Raw genomic sequence first — 20,755 nt, 5'->3', positions numbered from 1 at the left:
TCCTCTGCGGTTCTTTTATTTTGAGTTTTTGTCGGTTATGTGGGTTACACCGGTGAGAAACAGACCCATGAGCAACAAGCTTATGCCCTTGATGATGGCAAAAAAGATGTTGATGATAGGTACGCTGGACCAGAAACTTTCAGTTTGGCCAAGTGAAAGTGGCGAGAATACTAGGTCCATCGAATACAGTAACGACCAACCAGCCGCATCAAGAATTGACTGTACCCATCGCTCTTGATATTCGTATTCGTTTGCCAATGGTGAAGCAGTGAGAGTTTCGGGAGCTACCAAGGAGATGGTGAGCATGAAAGTCCAGGCAATAGCCCATAGAGCAAGGATGAAGCGCAATGCTCGGGTGTTCTCGTAGAAGTAGCGCACAGTGTATCCGAGGAAGATACGTTTCACAATTCCTTTTGGGCCTTCTGTCTTACTAATTAAATCTGAAATTCTAATACCGAATTCTTTAGATAATTCCTGATAGCCAGAACGATAAAGAGCGTCCTCAAACTCTTTGGCTACAGAACCATTGATATCATAAGTCTTTCCTTCATTGTCTCTAAAGAGCCAGTCTACAACTTTTTTAGCAGTTTCTTTGGGTTTTTGACCATCTTCGTTGGTTAATTTGATAGCTTCAATTTGATAATGACCAGCTTTATTTCCTAATTTGAAATAGTTTTTACTTTCTAAAGAGAGATAAAGTTTTTTAAATGTTGCTTCTTCAAACACTACACGCATATCTGAATCATGTGCTGAGCTCTCTTCATAATTTCTTCCGAAATCAGTTGCAGTTTCATCTTGGTCTCTTGGGCAGAAAATACCAATTGAGGAATCAGGCAGGAAAAGTTGGCCGAGTCCCTGATTGTCTAAGAGCCTGAAATCATACTCTACCTGGATTCCAGTGGCGTTGATCGCGCCTGCTTTACCATCCGAGTAACCACCATGGCAGGTAAAGTCACAGTACTCGAATGAAATCCAAGGAACTTTGAGGTAGTCGAGCGATAGCCATGATGTAAAACTGCATCCTTCAAAACCAAGTGGGAAGGGGCATTCTAACCAGTTTAGATCGAGAGCACCTACGACCATTACCTGATGTAGACGGAGTCCTTTGGGGTTAACCTCAATTTCAGCTCCACCGTTACATGCTTTGCTGATTGCTGTGGCTAGGGTTTCTGCGCTGATTTTGGCGGTTGCAATTGGAGTATCCATGAACGCGCCGGTGTAGTTTTCATCTGAGCGGATAGGTAAGTTGTTGCCTGTGACATCTAGGCAGTTTACGATTAAACCCTCTACAAGGGCTTCGTATATTTCGTCTTCAGTGATTTCGGGTAAGGCTGCTAGGTATTCTTTATGAGATTTAATTTTGAGCTTACGTAGATGCTGTTCACGATGTTTTATGTTGATGTAATTAATGAGTTCTTGGGCAAGGTTCTCTTGAAAACTATCTAGTTCTCGAAGCAAGTCTGAACCTTCCGGTGTGTTGATGATGGTAAAAATTTCAGGATGAATTATGTTACCGTATTTGCTTTCGATGTTCTTAGCTGTTTCGCGAACAAAATCCTTTGCTTGGTTGTATTCTTCCTTTGTCTTTGAAGTGCTAGAGATAAACTGTAGGAATACAGCGATACGCTCGGAACGGAGAATAGCTAACAGGGCAGCTTTTTCGGAAGAAATCAATGTTTGTCCTTTTTTGGTCTGATTGTCAATAACTGCAATGTGTTTACTTTTATAATATTTATGATTTTTCTCAAAATATTAAAATGGTGTATAACACTAATAATAGCAGTACGGAGGTTATCGTTTATATATTGATTTGCCCTGATCCTCTGAAGCATTTTTAGCCTTCAAGCCAGGCGTTGAGGGTTTCCATTGCCTTGATACTTCGGGAGCTCTGAGTTTGGTGACGAGCCGATCAGCTGAAGGTATGGGCTGCGGAGTCTATGCGCTAGTTTGGGTTAGGGCGGCATGGTAGTTTTTGGGGTCGCTGGTTTGTAGCCAGGTGAGGACGTCGGCGGGGTAGAGGGCGCGCCTGGCGTCGTAGCCTGCGGAGTTGGGGGAGTGCACCCACCCGTGAGCGGCCAGGTAGGCACAGATGTCTTGCTGAAGAGGACGTTCGAGGTGGGTGCGGGGCATGGGAGGCTCCTGACCTATCGCGAAAGCATGATAGTACCTAGTTTAAGGTTCCGGTGGCGAATCCGGTATTTTTAAAGGCGAAAAATAGCTGATGAAACTACCTTTGTAAATTGCATAGTCAAATTTTTTTGAAGAACGTATTAGCTTGGCAAATAAAATGTTGATGATACCTGGGTGATACTGCCATAAAATAGATAGACAGAAGAGAGTGTTCATCAAATCTTACTAAATATAAAATATTAAAGTGGATGGGAGTTGTCATTTAATAACTTTCTCCATTTTGATTTATTATCCTTAATTTTTAAATTTTGCGGTATCCCTAAGAGGCGCAGGCTATCAGTAATTTCATATGCACGCATAAGAGCAATGTTACTGTTGACAACTTTTGAAGGAATATCCAATTGATTATTGATAAATGCAATAATAAGTTCGAGTTCATCGCTGTTTTTAAATCTGATGGAGAGGAGGGAGGATCTCCAATTTAGGTACTTTTGCATATCTTTTGAGGTGTGAAATATACTACAGCATAGTATCAGCATTTTTAATGGAAATATAGATAATGCTTTCGGATTTCTGGAATAATCCCAAATAGCTCCAGCATAGCTTGATATAGTTACTATAAAACCAAAGACGTTGCCTTCGCGGAATGTCTTCCCTTGATTGTCAGGATTTTCGAAAGCTTTAATTCTTTTCTCTAATTGCTCTGAAGCTTTAGTGATAATTTTTTGGTCATAGCTTGCATCAATACTGTATTTATTATTTGGATCATATGAAGATTTACACTCACCAATAAAACAATATTTAGTTGATTTTCCAATTACATCGATTTCCAAGTTGCCATTTTCAATATCCATATAGTTAACGCTAGATTGCCAACGTATATCAGTGGGTCCAACTTTTGAAAGAATTCTTTTAGTTATGTCTTCAAGCATTTTTCCGGCAAGATGTGACGGCAGCTTGGACATCAAATGAAAGATGATGGAATGCTCTCTATCAAACATCCAATCTGTTGTATTCAGAATCAAATAATTATCACCCACTTTGACAATCGGATATTTTGCGCAATCTTCAGATTCAAGAGCCTGGAGCAAACTGTTGTGATTCAGTTCTCTATTTTTTACTGTCAAACTATCAATGAAATCAATATTTAAATTCTTCAATGCAAGTTGTGAAAATTTAAAATCTTCTGAAGTGCGGCTCTTTAATAAATTCTCAATATTATGATTAATTTGGGACATCATCGAAGATCCCCAGACAGATTTCAATTCAGGTAAATTCTGATCAACCCAAAATCCGATTTCGAGCGTTGTTAAATCTGATATCCATCTAAGTCTCGTAGCGCACTCTAGTATTCTAGAAACAACTAAATTATCATTAATTCTATTTTTATTATGTAAACTACTTATTTGCCAGAGCGCAATAGTATTTGCATGCCATTGCTGATATAGATTATAAAATCTAAATGCAAGTTCTTTTGATTCGTCAATGCCCTGTGCAAAAACTCCAATAATCCAAGCTGGTCGAGAACGAGAAATTAATTCACCGCCTTGCGGGAGTTCAAAATCGCTACGTTCGCCAAACAGCAACCAAGTAGATGATAGCGGAGAAATGGTATTTAACACATCCATCATTTTATCTATAACATCATTATTTTTTTTAGTAACAAAATCTCGTGCATTTTGAAAATCGTAAAACGTACCATTTTTAAAATGACGATATGATTCATCTCTAGCGTTTTTTACGCCAGGCGATGCAAAATCAAGATGTGAATAGTTTTGTTGCTCTAATACGTTGAATAGTAGATTTGGATTAATTTTATTCCAGTTCATAATATTAAATTTTCCCGTGAAAAGCAGTTGTTTTAAATTTCCCATTAGGTCTGTATTTATTTGCTGCTGGGATAGGCCAAGTTATCTTATTTTGATACTTATTGAATTTTAAAATCCCTTCAATCATTTCAGATAATAGTAAATACTCATCACCAAATCTACCAGCAACCTGTGCATTCCCCCAATTAATTCCAATATTTAATATTTTTACTTGATTTCTGCAGTTTTCAGGCTTTCCTTTACTCAAGTGAATTATAGATCCGTCTAATGAAATTATTGAATCAATTACCTCGTTCATATTTTTACAATTTCCACTTGAGTAATAGTCACGAACTATATTAGAGTAGAAATTTAAATTTTTTATCCATTTCTTATTCTCGTAAGGATAATATTCAAGGTTATATCCAAATAAACATAGATACGGACCCTTCACGTGGTAATCTTTACATAAAGCACCGATTTCAGAAAGCTGTTCTATTTCATATTTAATATTCTTTCTGGTGATTTTATATTTGGTTGAAATTGCAGCTGCTACTGAAGCTGGATGTACAATAACTCCGTCGCCGTATTCGAATAACGGCGGAGCGATAGACGGATCGTAAATTAAAATATCTATTTGGTAAGATCTGCTATTGGATTGGGGGTTAATAATAAAACCAGTTGAAACTTTTAAATTTGGTGGCAAATTTTTTCGAAGAAAATCTGCCAATAGTGATTCAGTCCATCTGCCCTCTTCTCCTGGGTGGCCGGATTGATTGGGTTCTGTGTCTGAATTTGGAATTAATTCTCGAAATAATCTACTTTTGTTAATTAAATTTGAAACCTCGTATGAGTATGATAATTTAAGCGCATCTATGTTCAAATATTTTTCCGACATTATTTATTACTCCCAAAATCGATTAATGATTTTCTAAATTCACGCACGTAATGAACAGATTTGTTGATATCTTCTTGAATTTGTGTAAGACCTCCTTTTTTCTTGAGCAAAATTTTTGATATTTTTAGTTGAGAAACTAAATTAATATCTGGCACGTTGATAAAAGATAACTTTTCAGCTGTTAAATGTGGAATTGTTGATTGGTTGGTTAAATAGTTTAATTCACCAAAAATCAATTGTGCTTGAAGGCAGAAGTTAATGAAATTTTGATCAGCTAACTCCTTATTGACGCGCACTCGGTTAATAGAATTCTGGAAACTCCAGCCGGGTAAATCTTCTGTGAGGACAGCGCTCCGGCCAAAGCCAGCTCCTCCCTCAACGACCAGAACATCATCCTTTTTTAAATCCAAGTAAGCTAACTCGTCAGAAGAAAACCACATTGTCTTTTGGTCCGACTGGTAGGTGAAAACACCGCCAGGCTGGATATTGGCCGCCCTGATATAGGGCGCCAACTCCATGCCGCCTTTGTCTGAAGGTGTAATCATCTTACCCAACGTAATCTGAGCAAACCGTTTCAAAGGAACAGTGGGAGTATTGGCGGGATACGTTAGCTGACGTAGTTCAGCATTGAACTTCTCGGTAGCCAGTTCAAGAAGCCTTTGCTGGTCGGCGATGAACTCATCAATCTCCGCCAGTTCACGGTCAAGCTCATCTGCAATTCTTTTTTGATCTTCAAGAACTGGGATATTGGGCCATTTAATGTGGAGCAATTCGTGTCTTGATATACGAGGAGTTCTTACTGTGTTGGTGTCACCAGTGCCAATGCCACGTAGTATTTTTTTAATTTCAGATAAACCAAAATCACTTTTCAACAAGTAGGCGATATATTTAGGTGAGACTTCGCCCTTGCTTCTGAGCACCATGTAATCTGGGCTAGCAATACCTCTTTCAGATGCAATTCCCAATGCACCTTTATCCGCCGACATGCGGTTAATAACCAAATCTTCAGGTTCTACAAGCTTGTAATTGCTCAGGTTCTCAGCACGTGGTTCTTTATCAAAAATCTCTGAGAATCTTACAACACCTCTTGTTTGAGAGACTGAAAGCAAGGGAAGGTTTTCTGCTAATTTACCTGCGCGTATATCGACTTCCTGCAGGAACGGCCATAGTGGAAGAGAACGCCCCATAATTATGCCTGCACCTCTTCCAGCCTCTTCTTGATTCGTCCCAGCACCTCGTTGAGGTCGCGGTTGATCTCCTCCAGGGAGCGCGGCGGCACGTACTCGTAGAAGTGGCGGGTAAAAGGAATCTCCGCGCCCTCTTTAGTCTTAGACTCATCAATCCAGGCGTCGGGCACAAAAGGTTTGACCTCGCGCTCCAAGTACTCGTGAATATCCTCGCCCCATGGCACATTCTCAGTATCGCGCAGGGTAGTGTCAGCCACCGGCTTCTTAGCCTTCATTACCACCTCGGCGGATTCATCGCGCTCAGCTAACTCATCCACCAGCTTAGCCAAAGCCGCAGGCTTCACCAGGGCACCGGCGTCCGCAAACACCTGCAACAGCTCAGCCTTCACACCAGTCACATCACCACCAACGGCACCCGCCTCGCTCTCAACCAAAGAAGCAAGAGAAACCCGCACAGCGGCGTCCTCACCCTCAGCCAACTTGAGCTTGCCAAACTCCTTAGAAGCCAACAAACGCTCCACCCGCTCAGCAGTAAAACCCCAATTCAACCGCAAAGGGCGCTCCACCGTAATCGTGCGATACATAAACTCTTCACGATCAAAAACCTTAGACCGCTTATCATCGGCAGTATCAAAAGCAGCGTAGAGGCGGGTAATCTCAGCGATCTGCTCCTCACTCAGGCGCTTCCTCTTAGACCCCACCGACTTACGCATCTTCTCAAACATATTCGTCGCGTCAATCAGCTGAACCTTACCCTTACGCTCAGCCTTCTTCTGCTTATTCAGCACCCAAATATAGGTAGAAATACCGGTGTTATAGAACATGTCAGTGGGCAGGCCAATAATTGCCTCAAGGTAGTCCTGGTCCAAAACCCACTTACGAATATTGGACTCACCAGAGCCCGCGCCACCCGTAAAGAGGGGAGAGCCATTCAAAACAATAGCCCCGCGGCCGCCCACCTGGGCAACGCCATTGCTCGCAACCGTTGGTTCATTGAGCTTAGAAATCAGGTGCTGCAAGAAGAGCAGCGAGCCGTCAGAAACCCGGGGCAGGCCAGCACCAAACCGGCCCGCAAAACCTTGGTTCTTATGCTCAGCCTCAACCACAGCCTTAGCGCCCTTCCAGTCCACACCAAAAGGCGGGTTGCTCAGCCCGTAATGGAAGGTGCGGTTCTCAAAGGCCGGGTCAGTCAGGGTATTACCCAGGGCAATGTTATCAACGTCCTGGCCCTTAACCACCATGTCCGCCTTACAAATCGCATACGACTCGGGGTTGAGCTCCTGGCCCAGCAGGCTCACATCGGCGGTGGGGTTCAGCTGGTGAATCTTATCGTCAGCCACCGACAGCATACCGCCGGTACCAGCTGTGGGATCATAGACCGACCGGGCAATATAATCAGTGCGCAAATCTTCATCATCAGCCAGCAGCAGGTTAACCATCAGCTCAATGACTTCACGCGGGGTGAAGTGCTCACCGGCAGTCTCGTTCGAAGCCTCAGCGAACTTACGAATGAGCTCTTCGAAGATGTTGCCCATCTGCTCATTGCTCACATTCTCTGGGTGCAGGTTCACCCGCGAGAAATGCTGAATCACCTGATAGAGCAGGTTCTGGGCGGCCAGGTCTGCGATAGTGTCTTCGAACTTATACTTCTCAAAAATATCGCGCACGTTCTCACTGAACTGGTTAATGTAAGAACGCAGGTTCTGCTCAAGCGTATCGGGGTCATTAGCCACGGTCTTGAGGTTGTGCTGGGAGAGGTTATAGAAACTGTAATCGTGACCCGCGCGGGCAGAAAGCATCGCTGGAGGAATCGTATCGAGCACATAGCCCTCTGTTGCCTCTAGAACAGCCTGCTTAGTCGGCTCAAGCACCGCATCAAGACGCGCCAACACCGTGAAAGGCAAAATAATCTGACCGTACTGATGCTGCTTATAGGTACCGCGCAACACATCAGCCACATTCCAAATGAACTGAGAATAGTTCAAAGAAGACACACAAGCCCCTCATGGTTGGCAGAACAAAGACTCACAGATAAAAGCCCGAACCACCAGGGGCAGAGCTTTTACCCTGATGAAAACTAATAATACCCAAGCAATCGGCAGGGAAGATGACGTGCAGCACTTGTGTCTAGCCTACTGAACGTCAGAAGGTTCAAGAGCTCCTGCCAGGCAAGGGGAGGGGCCTCGCCAAGCCGGGGAGAGCGTCCGTCCGCTTCTTGAAGGAAATGAAAAATGCCACCTGCGCGGTCAAAGAACACGCAGATGGCATTTTCGGTTACATTCGGGAGCAACTGTGATATAAAGGTGTGAGGCGTCACCCACCGCCCAGCGCATTGCCCCTGTGACTCTAGCAAGCAGGCCATCAGCGCGAAGGGAAGAGAATTCTCGGGTTGCACCGGCATTCCAAGACCGGGGTAGGCACCACCGAACCGTCGATTGATACCGCAGCTAGAGTGCGAAGAAAGTCGATACCCGTGACTGCCCAATCAAACTTCAAAAAGCTCGTGCGCGCCCGCATGGAAGAAACCGGTGAGAACTACACCACCGCCCGAGCAGCCCTCCTCGAGACCAAGCCGACGACCGACGTCCTCACCGATCCCCGCGAACAAGCCTACGCAGAACACCGCACAGTCGTTGACCGTTTTCTGCAGGGCGGACGCCTGACCTCCTGGCCCTCCAAGCGCCGCACCCGCGCCCACCTGCTGCTGCACCTCGTGACCTATTTTGAGCCGGGTCGCACCTACAGCGAGAAACAGGTCAACGAGATTCTGGCCGCCCTCTGGCAGGACTATGCCTTTATGCGTCGGGAAATGGTCGAGTACGGTTACCTGGTGCGAACCGCTGACGCATCCACCTATTGCCTGGCGACCCGGGCTCCTGACCGGGCAGGTACCGTGCTGGCTGCCGAAGCTCCGGCCTGGGAAGCGATGTGGCTGCCGGGTTACCTGACCGCAGAGGCTATTTAACAACTAGGGACCAGATTCCTCCCGAAATCCTTGTGGTGCACACATACTATCGGGAGTTTTCTGGTCCCTACTTAGGGCTGGGCACAGAAACTGGCTACTAGCCCACCTCAACCCGGGCCGCAGCCTCACGCCCGAACAGGTAGAGCAATAGTTCGCCCGGCTCGCCGGTGAGCACGGTTGCCACCCGGCCAGCAGGCGGAGCGAGCACAGTGTGAACAGCGGGGGAGTAGCCCGGGGCTTCCAACACCAGCCCCTGCGGGTACTTCCTCCCGACCATCACCCGGGCACGGGCCTGCAGAGCCTTCCACATCTTCTCCTGCACACCCTCAGCCAGGACGCGCGGGGTCAGCGCCTCACCGTCAGCCGGTGAGGCGCGGCGGACGTCCTCGGTATGCACAAAATACTCAATCAGGTTCATGGCCTCATCCAGGCCGGGCAAAAGCGAGTGCATGTGCAGGTAGCCCGGCAGGGCCTCAAAGTCGCGCAGGGCCTTCTCGTAGCGGCGCAGGCCGGCCAGTTCGTCGGCCAGTTGGTTGGTGGCTTGCTCGGTGCGGGCTCCCAGCGGGCCGCCCATGACCCCGGCTGCCAGGGTGGGCTTGGACTCGCGCAACAGCAGGTGGGCTGCCAGGTGGCGGGTTTCCCAGCCCTCACAGAGGGTAGGGGCGGACGGCCCGGCGTCAGCAAGAGCCTGCACGAGAGCGGTGCGTTCGGAGGTAACAAGGGCTGAAGAGGTCATAGCTCCCAGTCTAGTCCTGGTGACAGGCCCGAAAGCAGGTGCTGCCAGCACCGACCAGCAGGGAGTGGTCAGCCCCAAGATTTTTGTCCCCCCCCCCTCGACGGCTGCCCCAGCACATAGCCAGATGGTGAGACTACCGCCCCCAGCCCCCGGGTCACCATCAGCTAGGATGGAAAGGTGACTACACCAGCCTCAGCCGCCACCGAAAGCGCAACCCTGCCCGCCGATATTGCCGCCCGCCTCAAGCGCGATGAAAACGGCCTCTTTGCCGCTATCATCCAGCAGTACGACACCCGAGATGTGCTCATGCTCGGCTGGATGAACGACGAAGCCCTGCGCCGCACCCTCACCGAAGGGCGGGTCACCTTCTGGTCCCGCTCCCGCCAGGAATACTGGCGCAAGGGCGACACCAGCGGCCACTACCAGTACGTCAAAAGCGTCAGCATGGACTGCGACGGCGACGCCCTCCTGCTGGAAGTAGACCAGGTCGGAGCAGCCTGCCACACCGGCACCACCACCTGTTTCCAAGCCGGAGGTCAACTACCAGCCCAGGTAGGAACCCGACCCGGCTCCTAGCCGGAAGAGCCCCAGGCCCAGCCGCCCGGCCGTCCTCACCCAACCAGCCAGCCCCGCCCACCGAACCCAGCCCCACACCCACCAGAGGAAACCAATGCAGGACCTAGGAATTATCGAGCCCACCCTTGAGGAGTTCCGCCAGCTCGCCACCACCGATCGGGTCATTCCCGTGCGCGTCAAAGTGCTTGCCGACGCCATGACCCCCATCGGCATCTACCGCTCCCTGGTCTGTGCCGACGGGGCACCAGCCCCCGGCACCTTCCTGCTGGAATCAGCCAATGAGCAAAAGCAGTGGTCCCGCTACTCCTTTATCGGGGCCTCCAGCCGCTCAACCCTCACCACCAAGGACGGCAGTCTCATCTGGCAGGGCCTCACCCCAGCCGGTGCCCCCACCGAAGGTGACCCCGTTGAAGCTATCCGGGAAACCCTCGAAATGCTCCACACCAAGCCCCTGGCAGGCCTACCCCCGCTCACCAGCGGCCTGGTCGGCTACATGGGCTGGGACGTCGTCCGCCACTGGGAAAAACTACCCGGCGGCCCAGCCGACGACGTCAACCTCCCCGAATTCGCCCTCAACATCGTCTCTGACATGGCCGTGCACGACAACGCCGACGGCACCGTCACCCTCATCGCAAACGCCATCAACTTCAACGGCACCGACGACAACGTCGACGCCGCCTACGCCGACGCCCTCTCCCGCGTCTACGCCATGATGGACAAACTCGCCCAACCCGCCCCCGACAGCGTATCCACCCTCACCGGCACCGCAACCATCGACCAAAAAATCGCCGGAGTCACCCACACCTGGGACGAACAGGGCTTCCTCGACGCCATCGACAAATCCAAGAAAAACATCATCGACGGCGACGTCTTCCAAATCGTGCTCTCCCGCCGCTTCGAAGTAGAAAACCGGGCCAGCGCCCTGGACGTCTACCGCGTCCTGCGCCAAACCAACCCCTCGCCCTATATGTACCTCTTCAACTTCGAATCCACCGAAGACGGCGAACCCTTCCAGATCGTCGGCTCCTCCCCAGAAGCCCTGGTCACCCTCAAGGACGGCACCGCCACCACCCACCCCATCGCCGGCTCCCGCCCGCGCGGCGCCACCCGCGACGAAGACCTGGCCCTGGCCGAAGAGCTGCTTGCCGACGAGAAGGAACGCTCCGAGCACCTCATGCTCATCGACCTAGCCCGCAACGACCTCTCCCGAATCGCCGTACCCGGCTCCGTCAGTGTCACCCAGTTCATGGAAATCGAACGCTTCAGCCACATCATGCACATCTCCTCAGAGGTCACAGCTCAGCTGGCTGAGGGCATGAACGCCTACGACGTGCTGCGCGTGGCCTTCCCCGCAGGCACCCTCTCCGGGGCACCCAAGCCCCGCGCCATGCAGCTGCTGGACGAGTACGAGATCAGCGCGCGCGGCATTTACGGCGGGGTATGTGGCTACTTCGACTTTGCGGGCAACATGGATATGGCCATTGCTATCCGCACCGCCGTGCTCAAGAGCGGACGGGGCTACGTGCAGGCAGGTGCCGGTATCGTCATGGACTCGGTGCCCGTCTCTGAAGCCCAGGAAACCGTCAATAAGGCTGCGGCCCCCCTGCGTGCCGTGCTCACCGCCTCGGGCCTGGCGCCCCTGTCCACCGAGGTGATGGACTAAATGGGTCAGAATCAGGCCGCTGCTGAGGCCAGCACCGCCACCCGCCCCGTGCCAGGCTGGGCCAAACCCGCCCGCGTCATGCTGGGCTCCCTAGCCGTTTCTGCGGCAGCCTTTTTCACCACCCTGCCTGTGTGGATCCGGGCTGAGGTGACCACCGTCGTCTCCACCTCGACCCTCGATATTTCTGGGGCGGACGCAGCCCCGGCCGTTTCAGCCCTGGCCCTGGTGGCCCTGGTGGCCTCGGTAGCGGTGCGTATTGCAGGCCCAAAGCTGCGGAAGATCCTGGCCCTGCTGCTGGCAGGTGCTGGCTTAGGGCTTGCGGTTGCGGCCTTTGGTGTGAATGCTGACCCGCAGGCTGCTTCTATAGCCCAGGTCAGTGCTATCACCGGCACTAATGCCCCGGCCCAGGCCTATGAGCTGACAGCCTTGCCCCTGCTGGCGGCAGCTGCTGGTGTGCTGGTTGCTCTGGCGGGTGTCTGGGCCCTGGTGGCAACCTCCTACTGGAAGACCGGCCGCAAGTACGACCGGTCAGCGGCCCGCACCGCCCGCCTGGCCTCAGCCGACGCGCCGGACGAAATCGACGCCTGGGACGCCCTGAGCGAGGGGCAGGACCCAACCGCCTAAACCCGGCCCGTCGTCCGTGTAAGAGAACCCCCTTGAGCGATCAAGGGGGTTCTTATGTGCTTAAAGGGAGGGTGGCTAGTGCAGGGTGAAAGACCCTTCTAGCCTGCTGCTGGCCCCCGGGTGGAGCAGGCGCACCTGGCTAACCAGGGTGTCGCCTGACCAGGTGCTTCGTTGCAGGCGCAGGCAGGGGGCGGTGGGGGAGATGTGCAGGTCGGACGCCTGGGCGCCGGTGGGTAGCACAGCCTCAACGCTGTGGGTTCCCCGGGTAATAGGGGCACACGAATTGAGGTAGGCGTTAGGGGTGATGGTGGCGAAGTCCTGGGTGGGGTAGTGGGGGGCCACAGTAAGGTTCACATACCGTTCCTCCAACTGGATGGGGGTGCCGTCGTCCAGGTGAACAATCAGGCTGCGGCCCATCTCAGCCCCCAGCTCCCGGCTGACCCAGGCAGGGGCGCTGGCACTACCAATCACCTCGACACTCCGCACGATACTGGAGTGGGCACTGCCGCGTTCGGTGATTTCATCGGCAATGTTGCGGACCTCCAGCAGGGAGGAGGTTTTCTTGCCGTCGGCAACGAAGGTGCCGACCCCGCGCGTCCTGGTGAGAAGCCCGTCGTGGGTGAGCTCGCGGACGGCCCGGTTGACGGTCATGCGGGACAGGTGCAGGGCGCTGGCCAGCTCGTTTTCGGACGGGACAGGCTCACCCGGTTGCCAGGAGCCAGCGGCGATGAAGTCGGTCAGGGCCCGCTTGAGGGTGAGGTAGGCAGGGAGGTCTGAGGCCCGTTCCTTGAGGTATTGAGCTGTCAGGGCTTCTAATTTTGACACGCCGACTCCATTGACAAGTGGTTGTATATACAAGATGATGGGGGTGTGACCCTCTTCATCTTTACACTGTACCGCCCCTAGCGGCCGGGGAAAAAGTAAAGAACCAGAAGCTGGGCAAAGCAGACCATCATGCACAAAGGAGTAGACATGACCACCAGCGGCCCCCGCCCCGTCCGCGCCCCTCGCGGCCCCGAACTCAACACCCTTGGCTGGCAGCAGGAAGGTGCCCTGCGTATGCTCATGAACAACCTCGACCCCGAGGTAGCCGAACACCCCGATAACCTGGTGGTCTACGGCGGCACCGGCCGCGCTGCCCGCTCCTGGGAGGCCTTTGACGCTATCGTCGCCACCCTCAAGACCCTCAAGAACGACGAAACCATGCTGGTGCAGTCTGGCAAGCCCGTGGGTGTCTTCCGCACCAACGAGTGGGCCCCGCGCGTCCTGCTGGCTAACTCCAACCTGGTGGGCGACTGGGCCAACTGGGAGCACTTCCGCAAGCTCGAAGCCGAAGGCTTGATGATGTACGGCCAGATGACCGCAGGTTCCTGGATTTACATTGGCACCCAGGGTATTCTGCAGGGCACCTACGAGACCTTTGGCGCGGTTGCCCGCAAGCGCTTTGGCGGTACCCTGGCCGGAACCATTACCCTGACCGCTGGCCTTGGCGGTATGGGCGGTGCCCAGCCCCTGGCCGTGACCATGAACGAGGGCGTCGCTATCTGCGTGGACGTGGACGAATCCCGCATTGACCGCCGCATCGACCACAAGTACCTGGACGTCAAGGCCCGCGACCTCGACCACGCCCTAGAACTAGCCATTGAGGCGCGCGACGCCAAGAAGCCCCTGTCCATCGGCGTCGTCGGCAATGCCGCCGAGATTTTCCCCGAGCTGTTGCGCCGCAAGGCCCCCATCGACATCGTCACCGACCAGACCAGCGCCCACGACCCGCTCAGCTACCTGCCCACCGAGGTCGCTTTCGAGGACTGGAAGGCAGAAGCTGCCCGCGACCCCGAACTCTTCACCAAGCGCTCCCGCGAGGCCATGGCCGCCCACGTTGAGGCCATGGTGGGCTTTATGGACGCCGGGGCTGAGGTCTTCGACTACGGCAACTCCATTCGCGACGAGGCCCGCAAGGCAGGCTACCAGCGTGCCTTTGACTTCCCCGGCTTCGTACCCGCCTACATCCGCCCCCTCTTCGAAGAGGGCCTGGGCCCCTTCCGCTGGTGCGCCCTCTCTGGCGATCCTGAAGACATCAAGAAGACCGACCAGGCTATTCTCGAGCTCTTCCCCGAGAACGAGCACCTGAAGCGCTGGATCACCATGGCCGGTGAGAAGGTCGCCTTTGAGGGGCTGCCTGCCCGTATCTGCTGGCTGGGCTACGGCGAGCGCCACAAGGCTGGGCTCAAGTTCAACGAGATGGTAGCAAGCGGTGAGCTGTCTGCCCCCATCGCCATTGGCCGTGACCACCTGGATTCCGGTTCGGTGGCCTCCCCCTACCGGGAGACTGAGGGCATGAAGGACGGCACCGACGCCGTTGCTGACTGGCCCCTGCTCAACGCCCTGGTGAACACCTCATCGGGTGCGTCCTGGGTATCCATCCACCACGGCGGCGGCGTGGGCATGGGCCGCTCTATCCACGCAGGCCAGGTCTGCATTGCCGACGGTTCTGAGCTGGCCGCTGCCAAGCTGGAGCGGGTGCTGACCAACGACCCCGGCATGGGCGTGATTCGCCACGCGGACGCCGGCTACGAGTACGCCCAGCAGGTTGCAGCTGAGCGCGGGGTGCGGATTCCCATGCAGGAAAACCGTTAGCCATGACCAGCCACCTTTTAACCAATATCGGCTCCCTGGTCACCAATGACCCGGCCCTTGAGCGCGGCCCCCTCGGCGTGCTTGAGAACGCCGCCCTGGTCATGGAGGACGGCCGGATCACCTGGGTTGGCGCAGCCAGCCAGGCCCCGGCCTGCGACCGGGCAACCGACCTGGCCGGGCGGGCCGTCTTGCCGGGCTTCGTGGAATCCCACTCCCACCTGGTTTTTGCCGGGGACCGCTCGGCTGAGTTCGCCGCCCGCATGGAGGGCAAACCGTATGAGGCTGGCGGGATCCGCACCACCATTGCGGCGACCCGGGCGGCCTCGTCGGCTGACCTGGAAGCGGGGGTCCGTTCCCTGCTGGCCGAGTACCGGCGCAGCGGGGCCACCACCGTTGAGGTGAAGACCGGCTACGGCCAGTCAGCTGAATCTGAACTGAAATCGGTGCAGGTGGCTGCAGCCTGCACCGACGAGGTCACCCTGCTGGCGGCCCACGTCGCCCCGCCCGAATACCAGGGACGGCAGGACGAGTATGTGCAGATGGTCATTGACACCATGATTCCCCAGTGCGCCCCCTACGCCTCCTGGATTGACGTGTTCTGCGAGCGCGGGGCCTTCAACGAGGAGGAGTCGCGGGCCGTGCTCAAGGCCGGTATGGCAGCTGGGTTGAAGGCGCGGGTTCACGGCAACCAGCTGACCTACGGTGCCGGTGTGCAGCTGGCCGTTGAGCTAGGGGCCGCAAGCGTGGACCACGTGGTTTACCTGACCGACGCGGACGTCGACGCCCTGGCCAATAGTTCCACGGTGGCTACCGTGCTGCCCGGGGCTGATTTTTCGACCCGGGGCACCTACCCTGACGCCCGCCGCCTGCTGGACGCCGGGGTGACGGTGGCCCTGGGGGCAGACTGCAACCCCGGTACCTCCTTCACCACCTCCATTCCCTTCTGCATCGCCCTGGCTGTGCGCGATCTGCACATGAGCCCGGACGAGGCCGTCTGGGCGGCAACCGCCGGGGGAGCAGCTGCCCTGGGGCGTACCGACATCGGTGCCATTACCGTGGGAGCCCGCGCCGACGTCCTGGCCCTGGACGCCCCCAACCACCTGCACCTGGCCTACCGGCCCGGCGTACCCCTGGTCGCCGGGGTCTGGAAGGACGGGCAACTGGTCGTTGATCTAAGAAAGGACGGTTAAATCGTGCAGATCAGAACAGACCGACCCGCCCCGGCATGGAGCGGACGCGACGACGGGCCCGGCCCCGAACACCGCCGGGTATTCCAGGCGGTTCGCCCCCTGACCAGCCTCGACAGCCTCGACGGGCCTGTACCCGACGCCGTCTTCATCGGCTTTGCCTCAGACGCAGGCGTCGCCCGCAACCAGGGCCGCACCGGGGCCGCCGAAGGGCCCACCGCCCTGCGCTCAGCCCTAGGAACCATTGCCCTGGCCCGCGCCTTTGGCAGTGACCGGCGGGCTGACCTCTCCCTAGCCGACGCAGGCGATATCCTCGTAGAGGACGACCAGCTCGAAGACGGCCAGGACCGCCTGGGGCAATCCGTCGCCGCCACTATCGACGCCGGGAGCCTACCGGTCGTCCTCGGCGGCGGGCACGAAGTCGCCTACGGCACCTACCTGGGGGTCGCCACCTCAGCCCTCCGCCAGCAGGCAGAAACCGGCAGCCACCTGGGTATTCTCAACCTGGACGCCCACTTCGACCTCCGCACCGCCGACCGCGCCACCAGCGGCACCCCCTTCAGCCAAGCCCTAGCCAGGGAAACCGAAACCGGCGGGCAGATCACCTACGCGGTCATCGGCATATCAGAAGCAGCCAACACCCAGGCTCTCTTCGACACGGCCGACACCCACGGGGTTCCCTACCTAATCGACGAAGAAGTGACCTGGGCAAACACCGCCGTCCTCGACGAATTCCTCGCTACCTTCCTTGCCAGCGTCGACCTGGTCTACCTCACCCTGGATCTGGATGTCCTGCCCGCAGCCGTCGCCCCCGGCGTCAGCGCCCCCGCTGCCCTTGGCGTCGACCCGGCCATCATCAACCGAATCATCGGCCAGGTAGCGGCCTCCGGCAAACTCGTAGCCTTCGACGTCGCCGAACTCAACCCCTCCCTCGACATCGACGGCCACACCGCCAAAACCGCCGCCCGCCTCATCCACACCGCCCTGACCCGGCATATGCCACTTCCAGATTCAGAAACACTCTAGGTTCCGCAGGCTCGCGCTTGCTGCCGACCCTCTCGCTGGTTCGCTAGCGCTCACAAGCGATTCACGCCAGCCCCGCAGCCAGCAGCTTCGCTGCGAGCCTGCTTCGCCTCATACACTTTCAAAGGAGAAACCATGACCACCACCGTCACCGTCGGCCTGGGGCCCGTCAGCTTCGCCGACCTCGTCGCAGTTGCCCGCCACGGGGCCGCCGTCACCATCAGCGACGAAGCCCTGGCTGAAATCGAAAAATCCAGCCAGCACATACGCAACCTCGCCAACCAGGACCGCCCCGTCTACGGCGTCTCCACCGGCTTCGGCGCCCTGGCCAACAAGCACATTCCAGTGGACATGCGTCAGGCCCTGCAGCGTGGCCTGGTGCGCTCGCACGCAGCAGGATCTGGCCCCGAGGTTGAAACCGAGGTCATCCGCGCCCTCATGCTTCTGCGCCTCTCCACCCTGGCAACCGGCCGCACCGGCGTCCGCCCCGTCGTCGCCCAGGCCTACGCTGACATGCTTTCCGCCGGGCTGACCCCGGTAGTGCGCGAGTACGGTTCGCTGGGTTGCTCCGGCGACCTGGCCCCCCTCTCGCACTGCGCCCTGGCCATCATGGGGGAGGGGCAGGTGCGGGACGCTGACGGCCAGCTCTACGAGACAGCCGACGCCTTTGAAAAGTACGGGCTGACCCCGGTTGAACTGGCTGAAAAGGAGGGCCTGGCCCTCATCAACGGCACTGACGGCATGTTGGGTATGCTGGTGCTGGCCCTGACCGACCTGGACGCCCTGGTCAAGCTCGCCGACGTCGCTGCGGCTATGAGCGTGGAGGGCCTGACAGGCACCGACCGCGTCTTTGCCCCCGACCTGCACCAGCTGCGTCCCCACCCCGGCCAGGGGGCAGCAGCTGCCAACATGAAGAAGGTGCTGGAAGGCTCCGGCATTATCCAGCACCACGCCGAGAACGTCACCACCTATGTGCAGGACGCCTACTCCCTGCGCTGTGCACCCCAGGTCGCTGGGGCTGTGCGAGACACCATTGAACACGCCCGCACCGTTGCCCTGCGCGAGCTGGCTTCTGCCGTCGATAACCCCGTGGTGACCCTGGACGGCCGGGTGGAGTCCAACGGTAACTTCCACGGCGCCCCGGTGGCCTATGTGCTGGACTTCCTGGCGATTGCCGTAGCCGATGCCGCCTCCATTTCGGAGCGCCGCACCGACCGCTTCCTGGACGTTGCCCGCAACCGCGGCCTGCCGCCCTTCCTGGCCGACGACCCCGGCGTGGACTCGGGCCACATGATCGCCCAGTACACCCAGGCCGCCATTGTTTCGGAGCTCAAGCGCCTGGCCATGCCCGCCTCCGTGGACTCCATTCCTTCCTCGGCTATGCAGGAGGATCATGTCTCGATGGGTTGGTCGGCTGCCCGTAAGCTGCGGAAGGCAGTGGACGGGCTCACCCGCGTCCTGGCCATTGAGATTCTGACCGCCGCCCGCGGTATCGACCTGCGGGCCCCGCAGACCCCTTCTCCGGCAACTGCCGCTGTGATCGGGCGCCTGCGTCAGGACGTCGCTGGCCCCGGCCCCGACCGCTTCCTCTCACCCGAAATTGAGCGCACGGTTGAGCTGGTGGCTCATGGTGAGCTGCTGGCTGCCGCCGAGACAGTCACCGGGCCCCTCAACTAACAGGCAGGGGGCAGGGCAAAAAACCCTGCCCCTTTCTGTGGGCACAATAATGGGGAGGCACAGGAAAGTGCCTCCCCTAAACAGTTATCTAACTTGGAAACTATTTTCACTGACGATAAAACCTGAGTAAGCTTCACCGGCGCATTCAACAGATTGCCCATGATTAATGCATGCTACTGAGCCTTCACTAATCGTTTCATTGACACCCAGGTATTTGCCCTGTTCTGTGATAGACGCGGACTGTGCAGGACGAATCTGCGGCGCATTTCGTACAAAACTATCATCTGAACGTGAAATATAGGTATCACTGAACACAGCTTCACTAGGCTGCCCCTGATAGGTGAGAGAACAACTGACATGGCTGGCAGTACCAGACCAAATTCGACATGACATAGTATCGGTTGTAAAGACGATATCTTCTGGTGTTGTTCGGTATGCAGCGGGAGTCTGCACAGGAATTCCTCCCAGCGGATAATACGTCATAGCTTCAAGCCTCGTACCACCTTGGGTGCAAGTGACGGAACGTGCGTCATCCAAAACATCCTTCTGGGACCTGGTGTGGCAAGTAAATCCCTGAATCTGGTAGTTGGAGGTATCTCCGCTGGTGAAGGTGGTGTTGAACTCTGCAAAGATGGACTGTACCTGGTCGCAGGTCACTTCCGTCCCGTTAGAAGCCACCACTAGGGTAGAGGCCCCCGTTGAGGACGGCCCGCACGAGGTACCCGGGGCAGCCTCAGCCGGGTTCACCGCAGGAGGCTGAATGGCCTGAACAGGTGATTCCGCCGGGGCAGGCGACTCAGCTGGGGATGCCACATCAGGCGCAACTGATGCGCCATCACCCGCAGGTTCTGGAGTAGCAGAAGTGGCTTCAGAAGCCGCCGGGCTAGCAGAAGTAGCTACCTTGGACTCGCTAGAAGGGGTCACCGACACAGACGGTGAAGAAGTTGCCGATACAGATAGAGCTGTAGCACCCTGCGAAGCATCAGCTGCAGAATCCTTACCCGCCGAACACCCCGACACTAAGAGCACAGCCCCAACAGCAACAGCAACAACCGGCCGAAACGACCACATACCCCCAGGCATACAACCCCCAAATAATCGTGAAAAGACAACCCCAGTATAAAACCGACCACCCCACCATGAGGCCCACCCCACAAAGGTGGCACAACACCGTCCTAAATATTTCAGACTTTCACCCCCCATCTCCTAAGATAGAAACCAAGCACCCGTGCGCCTAGGCCCATACACCAGCGCACCCCACACACCACAAGGAGACTCACATGGCACACCAGACCGTTGAGATGGTCCCTGACCTGCCCTACCCCAACCACGGCAACACCACCGCCTCCTGGGCCATGGTCATCATCATGACCGTCGGCTCCATCATCGGCGCAGTCGGCTTCTGCCTCGCCAACACCCCCATCTTCATCGTCGGTATGGCCGTGCTAGCCATCGGCATTGTCGCCGGTATCGTCCTCCGCTCAGCAGGCTACGGCCAGGGCGGCAAGCACACCAAGTACACCCACCACTAAGACTCAAAGAGAGTCACACCCTCCGGGGCACCCAGCACACAGCCGGGTGCCCCGCCCTGTATCCAGCCAACCAAATATTCTCAGCCGGTGAACCCACCTGGCACACCAGCCA

18 protein-coding genes are annotated in these 20,755 nt (G+C 55.6%); 9 read left to right on the top strand and 9 right to left on the bottom strand.

Annotation, left to right across the window (positions count from 1 at the left end; all coding sequences use genetic code 11):
• Positions 1-15: 15 nt before the first annotated feature.
• The 6 genes from L7A15_RS03745 to L7A15_RS03720 all read right to left on the bottom strand — a co-directional run bounded on the left by L7A15_RS03745 (position 16) and on the right by L7A15_RS03720 (position 8,017).
• Positions 16-1,674: a hypothetical protein gene (locus L7A15_RS03745; RefSeq protein WP_237212291.1), complete on the bottom strand. Its 1,659-nt coding sequence runs from the start codon at positions 1,672-1,674 to the stop codon at positions 16-18.
• Positions 1,675-1,935: 261 nt separating this feature from the next.
• Complete coding sequence (locus L7A15_RS03740) at positions 1,936-2,130, bottom strand: hypothetical protein (protein WP_237212290.1); 195 nt, start codon at positions 2,128-2,130, stop codon at positions 1,936-1,938.
• Positions 2,131-2,369: 239 nt separating this feature from the next.
• A complete protein-coding gene (locus L7A15_RS03735) occupies positions 2,370-4,004 on the bottom strand; it encodes a hypothetical protein (RefSeq protein WP_237212289.1) in 1,635 nt (544 codons plus the stop codon).
• The gene (locus L7A15_RS03730) at positions 3,964-4,836 is read right to left on the bottom strand and encodes a DUF6602 domain-containing protein (RefSeq protein ID WP_237212288.1); all 873 of its coding nucleotides are present in this window, start codon (positions 4,834-4,836) and stop codon (positions 3,964-3,966) included. The genes L7A15_RS03735 and L7A15_RS03730 overlap by 41 nt, the downstream gene beginning before the upstream one ends.
• On the bottom strand, positions 4,836-6,023 hold the full coding sequence (locus L7A15_RS03725) for a restriction endonuclease subunit S (RefSeq protein WP_237212287.1): 1,188 nt from the start codon (positions 6,021-6,023) through the stop codon (positions 4,836-4,838). Before L7A15_RS03725 ends, L7A15_RS03730 begins: the two co-directional genes overlap by 1 nt.
• 2 nt (positions 6,024-6,025) lie before the next feature.
• Entirely contained in the window at positions 6,026-8,017 is a 1,992-nt protein-coding gene (locus tag L7A15_RS03720; protein WP_237212286.1) for a type I restriction-modification system subunit M, read from the bottom strand.
• A gap of 479 nt (positions 8,018-8,496) precedes the next feature.
• Here L7A15_RS03720 and L7A15_RS03715 point away from each other — a divergent pair, with 479 nt between their 5' ends.
• Positions 8,497-8,988, top strand: coding sequence for a DUF2087 domain-containing protein (locus L7A15_RS03715; protein WP_237212285.1), 492 nt, complete (start codon positions 8,497-8,499; stop codon positions 8,986-8,988).
• 97 nt (positions 8,989-9,085) lie between these two features.
• Here the strand turns inward: L7A15_RS03715 and L7A15_RS03710 are convergent, their stop codons facing one another.
• Complete coding sequence (locus tag L7A15_RS03710) at positions 9,086-9,724, bottom strand: TIGR03085 family metal-binding protein (protein ID WP_237208806.1); 639 nt, start codon at positions 9,722-9,724, stop codon at positions 9,086-9,088.
• 177 nt (positions 9,725-9,901) lie between these two features.
• Here L7A15_RS03710 and hisI point away from each other — a divergent pair, with 177 nt between their 5' ends.
• From hisI to L7A15_RS03695, 3 genes are all read left to right on the top strand, one after another.
• Complete coding sequence (gene hisI / locus L7A15_RS03705; RefSeq protein WP_237208805.1) at positions 9,902-10,300, top strand: phosphoribosyl-AMP cyclohydrolase; 399 nt, start codon at positions 9,902-9,904, stop codon at positions 10,298-10,300.
• 94 nt (positions 10,301-10,394) lie between these two features.
• On the top strand, positions 10,395-11,963 hold the full coding sequence (locus L7A15_RS03700) for an anthranilate synthase component I (protein ID WP_237208804.1): 1,569 nt from the start codon (positions 10,395-10,397) through the stop codon (positions 11,961-11,963).
• Positions 11,964-12,587, top strand: coding sequence for a Trp biosynthesis-associated membrane protein (locus L7A15_RS03695; protein ID WP_237208803.1), 624 nt, complete (start codon positions 11,964-11,966; stop codon positions 12,585-12,587).
• A 75-nt stretch (positions 12,588-12,662) separates the two neighbouring features.
• Here the strand turns inward: L7A15_RS03695 and L7A15_RS03690 are convergent, their stop codons facing one another.
• Complete coding sequence (locus tag L7A15_RS03690) at positions 12,663-13,412, bottom strand: UTRA domain-containing protein (protein ID WP_237208802.1); 750 nt, start codon at positions 13,410-13,412, stop codon at positions 12,663-12,665.
• Positions 13,413-13,559: 147 nt separating this feature from the next.
• Here L7A15_RS03690 and hutU point away from each other — a divergent pair, with 147 nt between their 5' ends.
• The 4 genes from hutU to hutH all read left to right on the top strand — a co-directional run bounded on the left by hutU (position 13,560) and on the right by hutH (position 19,111).
• Positions 13,560-15,224, top strand: coding sequence for a urocanate hydratase (gene hutU, locus L7A15_RS03685; protein ID WP_237212284.1), 1,665 nt, complete (start codon positions 13,560-13,562; stop codon positions 15,222-15,224).
• A 2-nt stretch (positions 15,225-15,226) separates the two neighbouring features.
• Positions 15,227-16,414, top strand: a complete 1,188-nt coding sequence (hutI, locus tag L7A15_RS03680; protein WP_237212283.1) for an imidazolonepropionase — start codon at positions 15,227-15,229, stop codon at positions 16,412-16,414.
• A 3-nt stretch (positions 16,415-16,417) separates the two neighbouring features.
• Positions 16,418-17,437, top strand: a complete 1,020-nt coding sequence (gene hutG / locus L7A15_RS03675) for a formimidoylglutamase (RefSeq protein WP_237212282.1) — start codon at positions 16,418-16,420, stop codon at positions 17,435-17,437.
• Between the two features lie 132 nt (positions 17,438-17,569).
• Positions 17,570-19,111 carry a histidine ammonia-lyase gene (gene hutH, locus L7A15_RS03670; protein WP_237212281.1) on the top strand — a complete coding sequence of 514 codons (1,542 nt, stop codon included), beginning with the start codon at positions 17,570-17,572 and terminating at the stop codon, positions 19,109-19,111.
• Between the two features lie 84 nt (positions 19,112-19,195).
• On the opposite strand, the gene L7A15_RS03665 is transcribed toward hutH, so the two are convergent.
• Complete coding sequence (locus tag L7A15_RS03665) at positions 19,196-19,768, bottom strand: hypothetical protein (protein ID WP_237212280.1); 573 nt, start codon at positions 19,766-19,768, stop codon at positions 19,196-19,198.
• A gap of 623 nt (positions 19,769-20,391) precedes the next feature.
• On the opposite strand from L7A15_RS03665, the gene L7A15_RS03660 reads away from it, so the two are divergent.
• Entirely contained in the window at positions 20,392-20,643 is a 252-nt protein-coding gene (locus tag L7A15_RS03660; RefSeq protein ID WP_237187643.1) for an HGxxPAAW family protein, read from the top strand.
• Positions 20,644-20,755 lie beyond the last annotated feature (112 nt).

Source organism: Rothia nasimurium (assembly GCF_928391935.1).
GTDB classification, from domain to species: domain Bacteria; phylum Actinomycetota; class Actinomycetes; order Actinomycetales; family Micrococcaceae; genus Rothia; species Rothia nasimurium_D.
The sequence above is the reverse complement of the archived record's forward strand: the minus strand, read 5'-3'. Positions and strand labels throughout refer to the sequence as shown.